11 protein-coding genes are annotated in these 14790 nt (G+C 67.0%); 5 read left to right on the top strand and 6 right to left on the bottom strand.

The features are described 5' to 3' along the window. Positions 1 to 6: 6 nt before the first annotated feature. Entirely contained in the window at positions 7 to 393 is a 387-nt protein-coding gene (locus tag LE190_RS11435; protein WP_224945735.1) for a response regulator, read from the bottom strand. Between the two features lie 67 nt (positions 394 to 460). Further along, positions 461 to 1600, bottom strand: a complete 1140-nt coding sequence (locus LE190_RS11430; RefSeq protein WP_225238799.1) for a GNAT family N-acetyltransferase — start codon at positions 1598 to 1600, stop codon at positions 461 to 463. Positions 1601 to 1635: 35 nt separating this feature from the next. Between LE190_RS11430 and LE190_RS11425 the strand changes: the two genes are divergently transcribed. From LE190_RS11425 to LE190_RS11410, 4 genes are all read left to right on the top strand, one after another. After that, positions 1636 to 3693, top strand: a complete 2058-nt coding sequence (locus tag LE190_RS11425; RefSeq protein WP_225238798.1) for an NAD(+) synthase — start codon at positions 1636 to 1638, stop codon at positions 3691 to 3693. Positions 3694 to 3717: 24 nt separating this feature from the next. Beyond that, complete coding sequence (locus tag LE190_RS11420; protein ID WP_224945732.1) at positions 3718 to 4056, top strand: P-II family nitrogen regulator; 339 nt, start codon at positions 3718 to 3720, stop codon at positions 4054 to 4056. A gap of 156 nt (positions 4057 to 4212) precedes the next feature. After that, positions 4213 to 5709: an ATPase domain-containing protein gene (locus tag LE190_RS11415; protein WP_225238797.1), complete on the top strand. Its 1497-nt coding sequence runs from the start codon at positions 4213 to 4215 to the stop codon at positions 5707 to 5709. Next, positions 5702 to 7372: an ATP-binding protein gene (locus LE190_RS11410; protein WP_225238796.1), complete on the top strand. Its 1671-nt coding sequence runs from the start codon at positions 5702 to 5704 to the stop codon at positions 7370 to 7372. Before LE190_RS11415 ends, LE190_RS11410 begins: the two co-directional genes overlap by 8 nt. On the opposite strand, the gene LE190_RS11405 is transcribed toward LE190_RS11410, so the two are convergent. The 4 genes from LE190_RS11405 to trxB all read right to left on the bottom strand — a co-directional run bounded on the left by LE190_RS11405 (position 7369) and on the right by trxB (position 12056). Beyond that, a complete protein-coding gene (locus tag LE190_RS11405; RefSeq protein ID WP_224945730.1) occupies positions 7369 to 7974 on the bottom strand; it encodes a trimeric intracellular cation channel family protein in 606 nt (201 codons plus the stop codon). The genes LE190_RS11410 and LE190_RS11405 overlap by 4 nt on opposite strands. A gap of 124 nt (positions 7975 to 8098) precedes the next feature. After that, positions 8099 to 10285, bottom strand: a complete 2187-nt coding sequence (locus tag LE190_RS11400; protein ID WP_225238795.1) for an ATP-binding protein — start codon at positions 10283 to 10285, stop codon at positions 8099 to 8101. 113 nt (positions 10286 to 10398) lie between these two features. Then, entirely contained in the window at positions 10399 to 11076 is a 678-nt protein-coding gene (locus LE190_RS11395; protein ID WP_225238794.1) for a Smr/MutS family protein, read from the bottom strand. Between the two features lie 8 nt (positions 11077 to 11084). Then, complete coding sequence (gene trxB, locus LE190_RS11390; protein ID WP_225238793.1) at positions 11085 to 12056, bottom strand: thioredoxin-disulfide reductase; 972 nt, start codon at positions 12054 to 12056, stop codon at positions 11085 to 11087. Between the two features lie 205 nt (positions 12057 to 12261). Here trxB and LE190_RS11385 point away from each other — a divergent pair, with 205 nt between their 5' ends. After that, positions 12262 to 14772 (top strand): DNA translocase FtsK, encoded by a 2511-nt coding sequence (locus tag LE190_RS11385; protein WP_225238792.1) that lies wholly within the window; start codon positions 12262 to 12264, stop codon positions 14770 to 14772. Positions 14773 to 14790 lie beyond the last annotated feature (18 nt).

Here is a 14790-nt window from a genome sequence, read left to right as displayed (position 1 = left end):
GCGGCTTCAGGCGCGCAGGCCGTTGCGTTCGAGGGTAGTGGCGAGGTCGGCGTGGAAGACCGCGAAGTCCAGGGCTTTTTCGACGAAGCCGCAGGCGCCCAGCATGCGCGTGCGCACCTGGTCCGAGCCCTTGCGGGAACTCGACAGCACGATGATGGGAACGTCGGACAGGAAGGGTTTCGACGAGAGTTCCTTCAGCACTTCGAAACCGTCGACCTTGGGTAGGGCCAGGTCGAGCAGGATCAGGTCGAAGTCACAGGTTTCGCGCAAGGTCGTCAAGGCGGCTTCGCCGTCGGACACCACGGTGACTTCATAGGCGCTGTCGCAACGGTGCAGCGCCCGTTGGGTCAGTTCGGCGTCCAGCGGCAGGTCATCTACGATCAGGGCTTTCATCCGCGCAGTGTAACCGCGATTGTTAATTGTGTCTAAAGTTTACATTCTGCCATGGGGCGCTGCGCGTTTATCCCGGGCGGAATGGACTGCGCTCGTTCAGTTCGTCCAGGTAGTCGTCGATCCCGTCGCGTTCCCGTTCCAGGAAGCGCTCGACCGCATCCGCGAACGAGGGATGCGCCAGCCAGTGCGCCGACCAGGTGCGCGTCGGCAGGAAGCCGCGCGCCATCTTGTGCTCGCCCTGGGCGCCGCCTTCGAAGACGGCGATGCCCTGTTCGATGCAGAACTCGAGCGGCTGGTAGTAGGCGGCTTCGAAGTGCAGGCAGGGCACATGTTCCAGCTCGCCCCAGTAGCGGCCGAACAGGGTGCGCTCGTTGTGGATCACCAGCGAGGCGGCGATGTCGCGACCCGCGCGCGAGGCGATCACCAGCAGGATGTTGTCGGGCATGGTGTCCCCGATGCGGCGGAAGAAATCCAGGTTCAGGTAGGGCGTCGAGTGGTGCGCCTGGTAGGTGCGGCGGTAGCAGCGGTTGAACAGCACCCAGTCGGCATCCACGGCGTCGCGCCCGCGCACGCGGCGCAGCGTCACGCCCGCCTCGCGCACCTTGCGCCGCTCGGCACGGATGTTCTTGCGCTTTTTTTGTTCCAGCGTGGCCAGGAACGCGTCGAACGAGGCGTAGCCCCCGTTCAGCCAGTGGAACTGCACGCCGCTGCGCAGCATGAAGCCGGCTTCCCGCAGCTGGCGCGCCTGTTCCTCGGGCGGGAACAGCACGTGGGTCGACGACACGCCGGCCGACTCCTGCGTCGCGACCAGCACCTCGACCAGGGCCGCGCGCGCCGCGGCATCGGTTGCCAGCAGGCGCGGGCCCGCTACCGGCGTGAACGGAATCGCGGCCAGCAGCTTGGGGTAGTAGGGCAGGCCGTGCCGGCGGTAGGCATCGGCCCAGGCCCAGTCGAACACGTACTCGCCATACGAATGATCCTTGACATACAGGGGCAGGGCGGCCGCCAGCCGCTCGCCCTGGTACAGCACGATGTACTGCGGCTGCCAGCCGGTCTCCGGCGCGGCGCTGCCGGATGCGTGCAATGCATGCAGGAAGGCCCAGGACAGGAAGGGGTTCGGATTGTCCTGGCTCGCCAGCAGCGCATCCCAGGCTTGCTGGCCAATCTCGGACAAAGTGGAAACGATATGCGTGCGATAATTCGACATGACTTCCGTAACATTTGGATAATGGCGGACCACCAATGAACAAGCGATTCTTCAACCTCTACACGCACCACTTCGCCCGCGTCGCGGTCGCCATTCCGCGCTGCCGGATCGCCGACCCCGGCTTCAACGTCGAGCAGACCCTGGATCTGGCGCGCCAGGCGGCGGCCGAGGGCGCCGTGCTGGCCGCCTTTCCGGAACTGGGCCTGTCGGCCTACAGCTGCGACGACCTGTTCCACCAGGGGGCCCTGCTCGAGGCCTGCCTGGACGGCCTGGCCAGGATCATCGAGGCTTCGCGCACCCTGCCGCTGGCGCTGGTCGTCGGGCTGCCGCTGAAGGTCAACCACCAGCTCTTCAACTGCGCCGCCGTGGTCGCCGGCGGCCGCGTGCTGGGCGTGGTGCCCAAGAGTTTCCTGCCTAATTATGGCGAGTTTTACGAATCCCGGCAGTTCAGTGCCGCCGATTGCGCGGCGGTCGAGCAAATCGACCTGTTCGGCGCCACCGTTCCATTCGGCCCCAACCTGCTGTTCGAGGTCGAGAACCTGCCGCTGCTGCGCTTCCATGTCGAGATCTGCGAAGACGTCTGGGTGCCGATCCCGCCATCCTCGTTCGCGGCGATGGCCGGGGCCACGGTGCTGGTGAACCTGTCGGCCTCGAACGTCGTGGTGGGCAAGAGCGGCTACCGCCACCAGCTGGTGAGCCAGCAGTCGGCGCGCTGCCTGGCGGCCTACCTGTACACCTCGGCCGGGCGCGGCGAGTCGACCAACGACATGGCCTGGGACGGCCAGTCGCTGATCTATGAAAAGGGCGAGCTGCTGGCCGAGTCGGAACGCTTCAGCGACGATTCGCACGTGATCTACGCCGACGTCGATCTCGAGCGCCTGTCGAACGAGCGCATGCATGCGACCACCTTCGCCCAGTCGGTGCGGCGCCATGCGGACGAAGTCGCGAAGTTCCGGCGCGTCGCGTTCGCGCTCGACCTGCCTGTGGCGCGCGACCTGCCGCTGGCGCGCACGGTCGAACGCTTTCCCTATGTGCCGGCCGACGCGGCGCGGCGCGACGAGCGCTGCCAGGAAGTCTATAACATCCAGGTGCAGGCCCTGGTCCAGCGCCTGTCGAGCACCGGCATCAAGAAAGTGGTGATTGGCGTCTCGGGCGGACTCGACTCCACCCACGCGCTGCTGGTCTGCGCCAGGGCCATGGACCGGCTCGGCCTGCCGCGCACCAACATCCTCGCCTACACGATGCCGGGCTTCGCCACCAGCGAACGCACCCTGCACCAGGCCAATGAGCTGATGCGCGTGGTCGGCTGCAGCGCCCAGCTGATCGACATCCGGCCGAGCTGCCTCCAGATGCTCAAGGACCTCGGCCACCCGTATGTGGAAGGCAAGGCCGACTATGACATCACGTTCGAGAACGTGCAGGCGGGCGAACGCACCAACCACCTGTTCCGCCTCGCGAACTTCCACAACGGGATCGTGATCGGCACCGGCGACCTGTCCGAGCTGGCGCTGGGCTGGTGCACCTACGGCGTGGGCGACCACATGTCGCACTACAACGTCAACGCGAGTGTGCCGAAGACCCTGATCTCCTACCTGGTGCGCTGGGTCGCCGAGACCGGCGCCGTCGTGCAGGATGGCGCGGACGTGCTGCTGCGTATCCTCGATACCGAGATCAGCCCCGAGCTGGTGCCGGGCGGTGACAAGGATGGCAAGCCGGCCCAGATCACCGAGAACACGATCGGACCCTACGAGCTGCAGGACTTCAACCTGTACTACCTGCTCCGCTACGGCTTCAAGCCGAGCAAGGTGGCCTTCCTTTCATGGTGCGCCTGGCACGACAGCGCGCAAGGCAGCTGGCCGAGCGCGGCAAACGTGCGCAACGCGTACGGGCTGGATGCGATCAAGAAGAACCTCGGCATCTTCCTGTGGCGCTTCTTCAAGACCAGCCAGTTCAAGCGCACCTGCGTGCCGAACGGGCCGAAGGTCGGCAATGGCGGCTCGCTGTCCCCGCGCGGCGACTGGCGCGCACCGTCCGATTCCGAGGCCACCGTATGGATGGATGACCTGGACAATATTCCCGACCAGGCCCGATAACCTGTTGTGTAGAGAGAGAACAAGATGAAACAGATTACCTGCGTGATCAAACCCTTCAAGCTGGACGAGGTGCGCGAGGCGCTGGCCGAAGTGAACGTCACCGGCCTCACGGTGACCGAAGTGAAGGGCTTCGGCCGCCAGAAGGGCCATACCGAGCTGTATCGCGGCGCCGAGTACGTGGTGGACTTCCTGCCGAAGGTGAAGATCGAGGTGGTGGTGGACGACGCCATGGCGGACGGGGTGGTCGATGCCATCATCAAGGCGGCGCGCACCGGCAAGATCGGCGACGGCAAGATCTTCGTCCAGAACGTCGAGCAGGTGATCCGCATCCGCACCGGCGAAACCGGCCCGGACGCCGTCTGACCCGACCCAGCGCTCATCCGTTGTAGTCCTATTCTTGCTTGACGAGAAGCCAGCCCGCCAGTGAAGCGCGGTCTGGCCTGAGCTATCATGCTTAAAGATTGTATTTATGGCATGTAAGCTGTAGTTCGCTCTTTCGTCAACCCAAGTGAGAACAACATGAGCGACCTGGAAAAAATCCATACTGGCATCCCCGAGCTCGACATGGTCTTGCGCGGCGGCCTGCCAAAACAGCGTATCCACCTGATCGAAGGCCGGCCCGGTTCCGGCAAGACCACCATCGGCCTGCGCTTCCTGATCGATGGCGCCGAAAAGGGCGAAACCTGCCTGTACGTCTCGCTGTCCGAAACCGTCGAGGAACTGTGCGCCACCGCGGCCAGCCACGGCTGGTCGCTGGAGCGCATCGCGCTGCGCGAAGTCGTGCCGGCCGAAGTCCAGCTCGGCCGCCAGCAGAGCGTGCTGTTCCCGTCCGAGGTCGAGCTGGGCGAGACCATCGCGGCGATCACCGGCGCGGTGCAGGACATCGCGCCCACGCGGGTGGTGATCGACTCGATGTCGGAACTGCGCATGGTGGCCGACGATCCGATGCGCTACCGGCGCCAGATCGTGGCCCTGAAGCGCTTCCTGCTGCGGCAGGACTGCACCACGCTGCTGATGGACGACCTCACCGACGACCCGCGCCAGTACGACCTGCAGGGCACGGTGCATGGCGTGATCACCCTCGAACAGCGCGAGCGCGAATTCGGCGCCGCGCGCCGGCGCCTGCGGGTGGTCAAGATGCGCGGCGCCGAATTCCAGAGCGGCTGGCACGACTTCGCCATCACCGCGCGCGAAGTCTACGTGTTCCCGAGCCTGATTGCGGACGAGCACAAGGGCGAACGCAGCCACGGCGCGATCACCAGCGAGATCCCGGCCCTGGACGGCATGCTGGGCGGCGGCCTGGCGCGCGGCACCTCGGTCCTGATCCTCGGCCCCACCGGGGTCGGCAAGTCTTCGCTGGCCCTGCAGTACGCCAACGTCGCGGCCGAGCGCAAGGAGCACGTCGCCTATTTCGCCTTCGACGAGTCGCGCGACACCCTGGTCGAGCGCGCCAACGGGCTGTCGATGCGCGCCGCCGACGCCATCGACAAGGGCACCATCTACTGGGAACGCATCAATCCCTCACGCATCTCGCCCGGAGAATTCATCTGGAAAGTGCGGCGCCAGGTCGAGGACCAGGGCGCCGCCGTGGTGGTCATCGACAGCCTGAATTCCTACCTCGAGACCATGCACGAGGAAAAGGCGCTGATGCTGCAGATGCATGAGCTGCTCAGCTACCTGTCGAACCAGGGCGTGCTGTCGATCCTGATCGTGGGCCAGAGCGGCCTGCTGAACGACGTCGGCGACCCGCTCGACATCGCCTTCATCAGCGACACCGTGATCCTGATGCGCTACTTCGAGGCCGAAGGCAATGTGCGCAAGGCGATCTCGGTCGTCAAGAAGCGCCCTGGACGGCATGAAACGAGCATCCGCGAACTTTCCCTCACGGCCGCCGGGGTCGCGGTCGGGCCCGCGCTGGACGAGTTCCAGGGTGTGCTGGGCGGCGCGCCGCGCACGGCGGCCGAGGCTTCCGGGGCGCCCGCACCGGACACGCCGCCGCCGGTGCAACATGACTGATCCGCGCAAACCCGGCGCCAGCGTGGTCGCCGCCGTTTGCGCGCCCTTCGGCCACGACGAGCGGGCGCTGGCAGGCCTGCTGGCGGAGTGGGGTGCGCAAGCCCGGCCCTGCGCCGACGGGGCCGCGCTGGCCGCGGCGGTGGAAGACCCCGGCGTCTGGCTGCTGCTGCTCACCGACGATGCCCTGGAAACCCACGCCACGCCCCTGGCCGCCGCGCTGCAGGCCCAGCCCGCATGGTCGGACATGCCGCTGATCGTGCTCAGTGCCCAGGCCAGCAGCAGCGGTTCGCACCTGCAATGGAATTTCCTGCGCCAGTTCGCGAACATCACGGTGCTGGGGCGGCCGGGGTCCGCCAACGTGCTGCGCACCGCCTTTGACGCCGCCTGCCGGGCGCGCGCCTGGCAGTTTACCGTGCGCGAGCAGATGGCGACCCTGTCGGCGGCGGCGACGCTGATGGAGCAGCGGGTGCTGGAACGGACCGCCGAGCTGGTGGCGGAAACCGACAGCCGCAAGCGGGTCGAGAGCGCCCTGAACGAAGCGCGCAAGCTGGAAGCGATCGGGCGCCTGACCGGCGGCGTGGCCCACGACTTCAACAACCTGCTGCAGGTGATCCAGGGTTCGACCACCCTGCTGCCGCTGGTCGAGCCGCACAGCGAGCGCTGGGAGCGCGCCCTGCATGCGATCCAGCGCGCGGCCGCGCGTGGCGCCAAGCTGACCCACCAGCTGCTCGCCTTCGGCCGGCGCCAGGCGCTGAGCGGCGGCGCGCTCGACATCGCGCGCCAGCTCGACGAGATGCGCGACCTGCTGCAGCAGTCGCTGCGCGAACGGATCGTCCTGCAGATCGAGGTCGAGCCGGACCTGTGGCTGGCCGAGGCCGACCTGACCCAGCTGGAAGTGGCGCTGCTCAACCTGGCCGTGAATGCCAAGGACGCCATGCCGGACGGCGGCACGGTCACCATCCGGGCGCGCAACTGCAGCCTGCCCGCACCGGAACTGCCGCAGCTCGGGCTGAGCGGCGATTTCATCTGGCTGACCGTGCGCGATACCGGCGCCGGCATGGCGCCCGACGTGGTGCGCCAGGCCTTCGACCCCTTCTTCACCACCAAGCCGGTCGGCGTCGGCACCGGCCTGGGCCTGAGCCAGGTGTATGGCTTTGCGCGCCAGTCGGGCGGCATGGCCTGGATCGACAGCTCGGCGCAAGGCACGGCGGTGTCGATCCTGCTGCCGCGCAGCGCGGCCGAACGGGTGCAGGAGAAGGACGACGGCGCACTGGCCCCGCCGCTGGCCGCCGGCGCGCGCGTGCTGTTCGTCGAGGACGACGCGGAGGTTGCCGACGCCACTCTTGCGCTGCTGTCCAACCTCGGCTGCGAGGCGCGGCTGGCGCGCGACGCGCAAGAGGCGCTGCGCCAGCCGCTGGAGCAGTTCGACCTGGTGTTCTCGGATGTGGTGATGCCGGGGGCGATGGACGGCATCGGCCTGGCGCGCCACATCCGCGAGCGCCACCCGGACCTGCCCATGCTGCTGGCCAGCGGCTACGTGGTGGCGCCCGAGCGCCTGCGCGGGCTCGACGTGAGCGTGCTGGCCAAGCCCTACACGCAGGAGGAACTGCGGCGGATGCTGGCGCGGCTGCTGGCGCGCGGCGCCGGCAAGGGCGCTCCCTAGCGGCCCATGCGCAGGTCGAACTTCCAGGTCAGCAGGCGCAGGCTGCTGATGAACAGGGCGCTCGACCAGAGTGCGAAGTCGTGCGCCACGCCGTACTTGCCCATCAGGAGGAACAGCCAGTTGCCGAGGAAGGCGCAGATCGCATAAGGCTTCCCGTCGCGGAATACCATCGGCACTTCGTTGCAGACGATGTCGCGCAGCACCCCGCCGAAGATCCCGGTGATCACCCCCATCATCGAGGCGATGAAGATCGGCATGTTGGCGTCCAGCGCGGCTGAGGTGCCGGCGATCGAGAACAGGCCCAGGCCGACCGCGTCGGCGATCACGATCAGGCGTTCCGACACGATCTGGCGCAGGGTGCGGATCAGGGGCGAGGCCACCAGCGCCAGCACGAAGATCAGGATCGCGTATTCCTGGTGGATCACCCAGAACAGGGGGCGGCGGTCGAGCAGGATGTCGCGCAGGGTACCGCCGCCGAAGGCGGTGATGAAGGCAACCGTGAACACGCCCACCAGGTCCATGCGCTTGCGCCGCGCCTCGATGAAGCCGGAAAAGGCGCCAACCAGGATCGCCATGATTTCGATGAACTTGATGAGGGTCATGCGCTAGGGGAGAGCCGGGGTGTTGCTAGACTACCATGCCGCTGGGCATTTACGAAAGGCGCAGTCAGCCGGACAGAGGGATGAGGACCGGCCCGGCCGCGCGGCGCGGCCAGGTCGGCGGCCCCTAGCTGTCGAGCAGGGGCAGGCGTACCGAGAACACGACTTCCTCGTCTTGGTGCCGGTAAGCGATCTCGCCATGGTGCTCGCGCACGATCTGCTGCGCGATGTACAGGCCCAGGCCCATGCCGGTGCGGTTGCGCGGATTGTGCAGCGAGGCGCGCTTGAAGGGATTGAACAGGGTCGCCACGATGTCCGGCGCGATCGGCGCGCCCACGTTGCTGACCTCGACCACCGCTTCCCGTCCGTCCGCCATCACGCTGACCCGCACCGGCGTGCCCGCTTCGCCATGGTGGCGCGCGTTGCTCAGCAGGTTGGACAGCACCTGGCCCAGGCGCCCGCTGTCGGCATTCACGATTGCCGGTTCGCTGGGACCGGACTGGAAGGGAATCGCGGGATAGGCCAAGCGCGCTTCGTCGAGCAGGTCTTCGACCAGCGCGGCCAGGTCCACCGGTTCCAGGCTCATGCCCAGACCAAGGCCGCCGTCGATGCGGCTCATGTCCAGCACCTGGCTGATCATGCGCTGCATGCGGCTGGTCGAGGACTGGATGCGCTTGCCCAGGGTCGGCTGGGCGGCGCCCTTTTCGAGCACCATGCCGGCCATGTTGATCGAGTGGAGCGGGTCGCGCAGGTCGTGGCCGAGCATGGCGAGCAGCTGCGCGCGGGTGGCCTCGGTCTGGGTGCGGCGCGCGGTCATCACGCGCACCAGTTCCGCCATCGTCATGCGCGCGTTGGCCTGGATGGTCGCTTCCCACGGGTGCGCGTGGCCGCGCACCGTCTCGTACCAGGCGTCGAAGGAGCCGCGCGGAGTCAGGCGCTCGCCCAGCGGGCCGAAGGTACTGGTCTTCTCGGGACGGCCGCCCCAGGCCACCTGCTCGATCTGCTCGACGCGCAGGACGATGTTCCAGCCGTTCGCCGGCGGATCGAAGGGCAGGGCCATCAGGCCCACCCACTTGCCGAGCCGGCTGCGGACCGGCTCGGGCCAGTCGTCCAGCTTTTCCCGCATGATCAGGTCGTGGCCGCCTTCCGGCAGCGAGTCGACGATGGCCTGCGCCAGGCCGGCCGGCACCTCGCCGTGCACGCGCAGCCTGCCGTAGCAGCTGGTAATCTGCGCCTGGGCATCGGTGGCGGACAGGATCGACCCGGCGAAGCGGCTGAAGGTCTCGAGCGGGTCGTCTTCCAGCAGCAGGTCCTCGACCAGATTGGTGCGGTTCGAGGCCGAGCGTTCGATCAGCTGGCTTTCCAGCCGCGATTCGATACTGTGGATGGTCGAGCCCATCACCTGGGCCAGCACGTCGGCCGCCATGCGGATCGAGTAGGGCACCGGCTTGCGCGCCATGTGGTGGCAGGCGATCAATCCCCACAGGCGGCCATTGATCACGATCGACACGCTCATCGAGGCACCCACGCCCATGTTCTTCAGGTATTCGATGTGGATCGGCGAAACGCTGCGCAGCACCGCATGGCTCATGTCCAGCGTCGGCGTGCCCGCCGGGCCGAGCAGGGGCACGGCCTGGTAGTCCACGTCGACGATCGAGCGCAGGGTGTTCAGGATGTACAGGCGGCGCGCCTGGGCCGGGATGTCCGAGGCCGGGTAACGCTGCCCGAGGTAGGGCATGAGCTCGTCGCGCCGGCTCTCGGCCACCACGTCGCCGCTGTCGTCGGGGCGGAAGCGGTAGGCCATCACACGGTCGAAGCCGGTGAATGCGCGGATCTGGTCGACCGCGCTGGCCAGGAGGCCCTCGATGGATTTCTGGCGGCGCAGGCGGTCGATCGAGGCATGCGCCTTGACCGCGAACAGCGCCACCTGGTCCGCACCCACGTCGCGCCCCTCGAACTCGGCCACCACGCGTCCGCAGGCGGCGTGCACGATGCAGTCGAAGTCCTGGCCCCGAATACCAACCGGGACCATCGAGGGCGAACTCTCCGTTTCGCCGGTGCCGACATACTCGCCCAGCAGGTCGAGCACGGGTTGCGGGAGTGGCAGCGCGTCGTAGGGCATGCCAGGAGCAGGATCGACGGCGAGCAGGCCGGGAGCGTTGGCGCTCCAGCCTTCGAGCAGGCCGCTGGCAGTGAAGAAGAGGAGGGCGCCGTGTGGCTGGATCGACCCGGGAAGATGGATCGGCTCGTCGGCACAGTTGAGCAGGTCGACCTGGCGGCCGTGCTCCATGGGAATCACGGAAGTACCCTTCAATTCGCCACCATTCCCTTCTCGTCAAATCCGGCAATTGCCGGTTGAGCACATTTTACATGTAATGCATGGCGGGACACATTTAATTCACAGGAGAACCGGGCGCTGCCGCCGGTTCAGTCCTGGAGGGCGGGGCGCAGCAGGACAACCAGGGCGCCGCGCCCGCCGTCCTTCTTGCCGGCGACGCAGAAGGCGACCACTTCGGTCTTCTGCACCAGCCAGCTGTGCACGATGCCGCGCAGCACCGGTTCGCCCTTGGGCGAACCATAGCCGATACCGTGCACGATGCGCACGCAGCGCACGCCGCGCCGGTTGGCACGGTGGAGGAAATCGGTGACGGCGTCGCGCGCCTCGTCGCGGTTCATGCCGTGCAGATCGAGTTCGTCCTGTACCGGCCAGTGGCGCTTGCGCAGCTTCTTGACGACGTCCGGCCCCACGCCCGGCTGGGCGTAGCTCAGCGACGGGTCTTCGTCGAGCAGGCCTTCGACGTCGAACAGGTCCGACAGCGACTCGCGCAGCACGGCCTGGATTTCTTCTTCCTCGGACAAGGGCGTGCCCGGCTTGCGGTCGTGGAAGCTGCGCTCGGACGGTACGTAGACCGGGCGGTAAACGTAGCGGTCCGACTCCGGCAGCTTCTTCACGCCTGCCATCGCGCCGCGAAATTCCACGGCGCGCTCGCGCGCGATGCGCTCGCGCCGCTCGCGCTCGGCCTGTTCGATGGCGCGCAGGCGCTCGTCTTCCTTGAGCTTGTCGCGCAAGCCCTTCAGTTCGGAAAAGTCCTTCATGCCCGCCATCGGTCCCCTCAAGCCTGTTGCGGCGAGTCCTCCAGCGCTTCGAGGTAGCGCTGGGCGTCGAGCGCGGCCATGCAGCCGGTGCCCGAGCTGGTGATCGCCTGGCGGTAGATGTGGTCCTGCACGTCGCCGGCGGCGAACACGCCCGGCACGCTGGTGGCGGTGGCCATGCCTTCGGTACCCGAGCGGGTCAGGATATAGCCGTTCTTCATCTCGAGCTGGCCTTCGAAGATGCCGGTGTTCGGCTTGTGGCCGATCGCCACGAACAGGCCGTGCACGGCCAGGTCGCGGGTGGCGCCGTCGCCGGTGGACTTGATGCGCAGGCCGGTCACGCCGCTGTTGTCGCCCAGGACCTCGTCCAGGGTGTGGTTCAGCGCCAGTTCGATCTTGCCTTCGCCAACCTTGTGCATCAGGCGGTCGACCAGGATCGGCTCGGCGCGGAACTTGTCGCGGCGGTGGATCAGGGTCACTTTGGAAGCGATGCCGGCCAGGTACAGGGCTTCCTCGACCGCGGTGTTGCCGCCGCCGATGACCGCCACTTCCTGGTTGCGGTAGAAGAAGCCGTCGCAGGTGGCGCAGGCCGACACGCCCTTGCCCATGAAGGCCTGTTCCGACGGCAGGCCGAGGTACTGGGCCGAGGCGCCGGTGGCGATGATCAGGGCGTCGCAGGTGTATTCGTGCGCGTCGCCCACCAGGCGAATCGGCTTTTCGTTCAGGAAGGTGGTGTGGATGTGGTCGAACACGATCTCGGTATTGAAGCGCTCCGCGTGCTGCAGCAGGCGCTGCATCAGTTCCGGACCCTGCACGCCCAGCGGGTCGCCCGGCCAGTTCTCGACGTCGGTCGTGGTCATCAGCTGGCCACCCTGCTCGACGCCGGTCACCAGCATCGGCTGCAGGTTGGCGCGCGCGGCGTACACGGCGGCGCTATAGCCGGCAGGACCGGAACCGAGAATCAGGACTTTGGCGTGTTTGGAAGTAGTCATGGAAGGCTTCAATAAGAGATGAACAAGCGGAAACTGGGGGCGGCCTTCTCCAGATCAAGGCCTGCTTTGCAACACAAGATTATAGACGATGATGCATGCCAGCATGAATCGTGGTCCGGCCCAGCCGTATATGGCTTAGAATGGGCGGATTGTCGATAGCGTACACTTCTGCGGACATTTTGCAGACATTTTGCAGCACCAAGCAATGAGCAAGAATAGCCAAGCCAGCACTTCAGGATATACCCGCACCGCGCAATCCACGCATGCCCGCCAGCCCCTGCCGGGCCGGCTGTCGCGCCTCCTGCTGGAGGCGCGCTGGATCGCCATGGCCGGCGCCTTCCTGTATTTCGTGCTGATCCTCCTCAGCTACAACAAGGCCGACCCGGGCTGGTCACACGCCAATGCCGTGCCGCGCATCGCCAACCTGGGCGGCAAGGCTGGCGCCTGGCTGTCCGACCTGCTGCTGTTCATCTTCGGTTTCTCGGCCTGGTGGTGGGGCGTGATCTTCCTGCGCGGGGTGTGGAAGGGATGGCGCCGCCTGAGCGACGCGCTGGCGCCGGCCGAACCGGTGCATGCCGGCGAGATGTACGTGCGCTGGACCGGCTTCGCCATCATGTTCATCGGCAGCGTCGGACTCGAGTTCCTGCGCATGCATGCCTGGAAGGTCGAGCTGCCGCGCCTGCCGGGCGGGGTGCTGGGCCAGGAGCTCGGCCTGGCGGCCCTGGCCGCCTTTGGCGCCACCGGCGCCACCTTGCTGTTCCTGTTGCTGTTCGGGCTCGGCTTCTCCCTGTTCTTCCAGGTGTCCTGGCTGGCGGTGGCCGAGCGCATCGGCGAAGCGGTCGAGAACACGATCGACTGGTTCCGCCTGCGCATGGAAGACCACGAAGACCGCAGGCAGGGCGAGGCCGCGGCCGTCAAGCGCGACGAGCTGGTGGTGAACGAACGCCAGAAATACACAGAGAAGCATCCGGCCCCGCCGGCCATCGTCAAGGCCGAGCCGGTGCTCGAGCCGCGTCCGCAGGCCGCGTCCCAGGCCGGGGCGCGCGCCGAACCCGTGATCCTGCCGCCCTCGATGCCGGCCTCGCTGGCCATGCCGCCCGCGTCCTCGCCGGCGCCTTCGGCCCAGGCCCCGGTCCCGTCGATCAAGATCGAGCCGCAGATGACCAGCGTGCCGAAGTCCGAGCGGGCCCAGAAGGAAATGCAGACCCCGCTGTTCCACGACCTGAACGGCGACTCGCCGCTGCCGCCGCTGGCGCTGCTCGACGAAGCGCCGCCGGCGCAGGAAACAGTGGCGGTCGAGACCCTGGAATTCACCAGCCGCCTGATCGAGAAGAAGCTGTCCGACTTCGGCGTCGAGGCCAAGGTGGTGGCCGCGTATCCGGGCCCGGTGGTCACCCGCTACGAGATCGAGCCGGCCACGGGCGTGAAGGGCAGCCAGATCGTCAACCTGGCGCGCGACCTGGCGCGTTCGCTGTCCTTGACGTCGATCCGCGTGGTCGAGACCATTCCGGGCAAGAACTACATGGCGCTGGAACTGCCGAACCCGAAGCGCCAGATCGTGCGCCTGTCGGAGATCGTCGGCTCCAAGGTGTACGGCGACAGCGCTTCCGCGCTCACCGTCGCCCTGGGCAAGGACATCGCCGGCAAGCCGGTGTGCGCCGACCTGGCCAAGATGCCGCACCTCCTGGTGGCGGGTACCACCGGTTCCGGTAAATCGGTGGGCATCAACGCGACCATCCTGTCGCTGCTCTATAAATCCGATCCGGCCGACGTGCGCCTGATCCTGATCGACCCGAAGATGCTGGAGATGTCGGTCTACGAGGGCATCCCGCACCTGCTGGCGCCGGTCGTGACCGACATGCGCCAGGCCGGCCACGCGCTGAACTGGGCGGTGAACGAGATGGAGCGCCGCTACAAGCTGATGAGCAAGCTCGGCGTGCGCAACCTGGCCGGCTACAACGGCAAGATCATGGAAGCGGCGAAGCGCGAGGAACACATCCCGAATCCGTTCTCGATCATGCCGGACAATCCCGAGCCGCTCGAGAAGCTGCCGACCATCGTCATCATCATCGACGAATTGGCCGACCTGATGATGGTGGTGGGTAAAAAGGTGGAAGAGCTGATCGCCCGAATCGCACAGAAGGCGCGCGCGGCCGGCATCCACCTGATCCTGGCGACCCAGCGCCCGTCGGTGGACGTGATCACGGGCCTGATCAAGGCCAACATCCCGACCCGCATCGCGTTCCAGGTATCCTCGAAGATCGACTCGCGCACCATTCTCGACCAGATGGGCGCCGAGACCCTGCTCGGCATGGGCGACATGCTCTACATGCCGCCGGGGACCGGCCTGCCGATCCGCGTGCACGGCGCCTTCGTGTCCGACGACGAAGTGCATCGAGTTGTAAAACATCTGCAGTCGCTCGGCGAACCGAACTATATTGAAGGCATTCTCGAAGGCGGCACGCTGGAAGAAGGCAATGCCGAGGGTATCCCGGCTGGCGAGGGCGGTGGCGAGTCCGACGCACTCTACGACCAGGCGGTGGCCGTGGTGCTCAAGCACCGCAAGGCCTCGATCTCGCTGGTCCAGCGCCACCTGCGCATCGGCTACAACCGTGCGGCCCGCCTGATCGAGCAGATGGAACACGCCGGCATGGTGTCGCCGATGCAGTCGAACGGCAACCGCGACATCCTGGTGCCGGCCACCACCGCCGAATAACCGTCGCTCTCCCGTAGG

The sequence above is a fragment of the Massilia hydrophila genome (genome assembly GCF_020208145.1).
Lineage (GTDB): Bacteria > Pseudomonadota > Gammaproteobacteria > Burkholderiales > Burkholderiaceae_D > Telluria > Telluria hydrophila.
Note: the sequence above shows the minus strand (reverse complement) of the source record. Positions and strands in the feature narration are given on the sequence as shown.

Excerpts from the sequence above, each read along its gene's own strand:
- LE190_RS11405 (WP_224945730.1), bottom strand. The coding sequence starts at position 7,974 with ATGACCCTCATCAAGTTCATCGAAATCATGGCGATCCTGGTTGGCGCC.
- LE190_RS11385 (WP_225238792.1), top strand. The coding sequence starts at position 12,262 with ATGAGCAAGAATAGCCAAGCCAGCACTTCAGGATATACCCGCACCGCG.
- LE190_RS11435 (WP_224945735.1), bottom strand. The coding sequence starts at position 393 with ATGAAAGCCCTGATCGTAGATGACCTGCCGCTGGACGCCGAACTGACC.
- trxB (WP_225238793.1), bottom strand. The coding sequence starts at position 12,056 with ATGACTACTTCCAAACACGCCAAAGTCCTGATTCTCGGTTCCGGTCCT.
- LE190_RS11395 (WP_225238794.1), bottom strand. The coding sequence starts at position 11,076 with ATGGCGGGCATGAAGGACTTTTCCGAACTGAAGGGCTTGCGCGACAAG.
- LE190_RS11430 (WP_225238799.1), bottom strand. The coding sequence starts at position 1,600 with ATGTCGAATTATCGCACGCATATCGTTTCCACTTTGTCCGAGATTGGC.
- LE190_RS11415 (WP_225238797.1), top strand. The coding sequence starts at position 4,213 with ATGAGCGACCTGGAAAAAATCCATACTGGCATCCCCGAGCTCGACATG.
- LE190_RS11425 (WP_225238798.1), top strand. The coding sequence starts at position 1,636 with ATGAACAAGCGATTCTTCAACCTCTACACGCACCACTTCGCCCGCGTC.
- LE190_RS11410 (WP_225238796.1), top strand. The coding sequence starts at position 5,702 with ATGACTGATCCGCGCAAACCCGGCGCCAGCGTGGTCGCCGCCGTTTGC.
- LE190_RS11420 (WP_224945732.1), top strand. The coding sequence starts at position 3,718 with ATGAAACAGATTACCTGCGTGATCAAACCCTTCAAGCTGGACGAGGTG.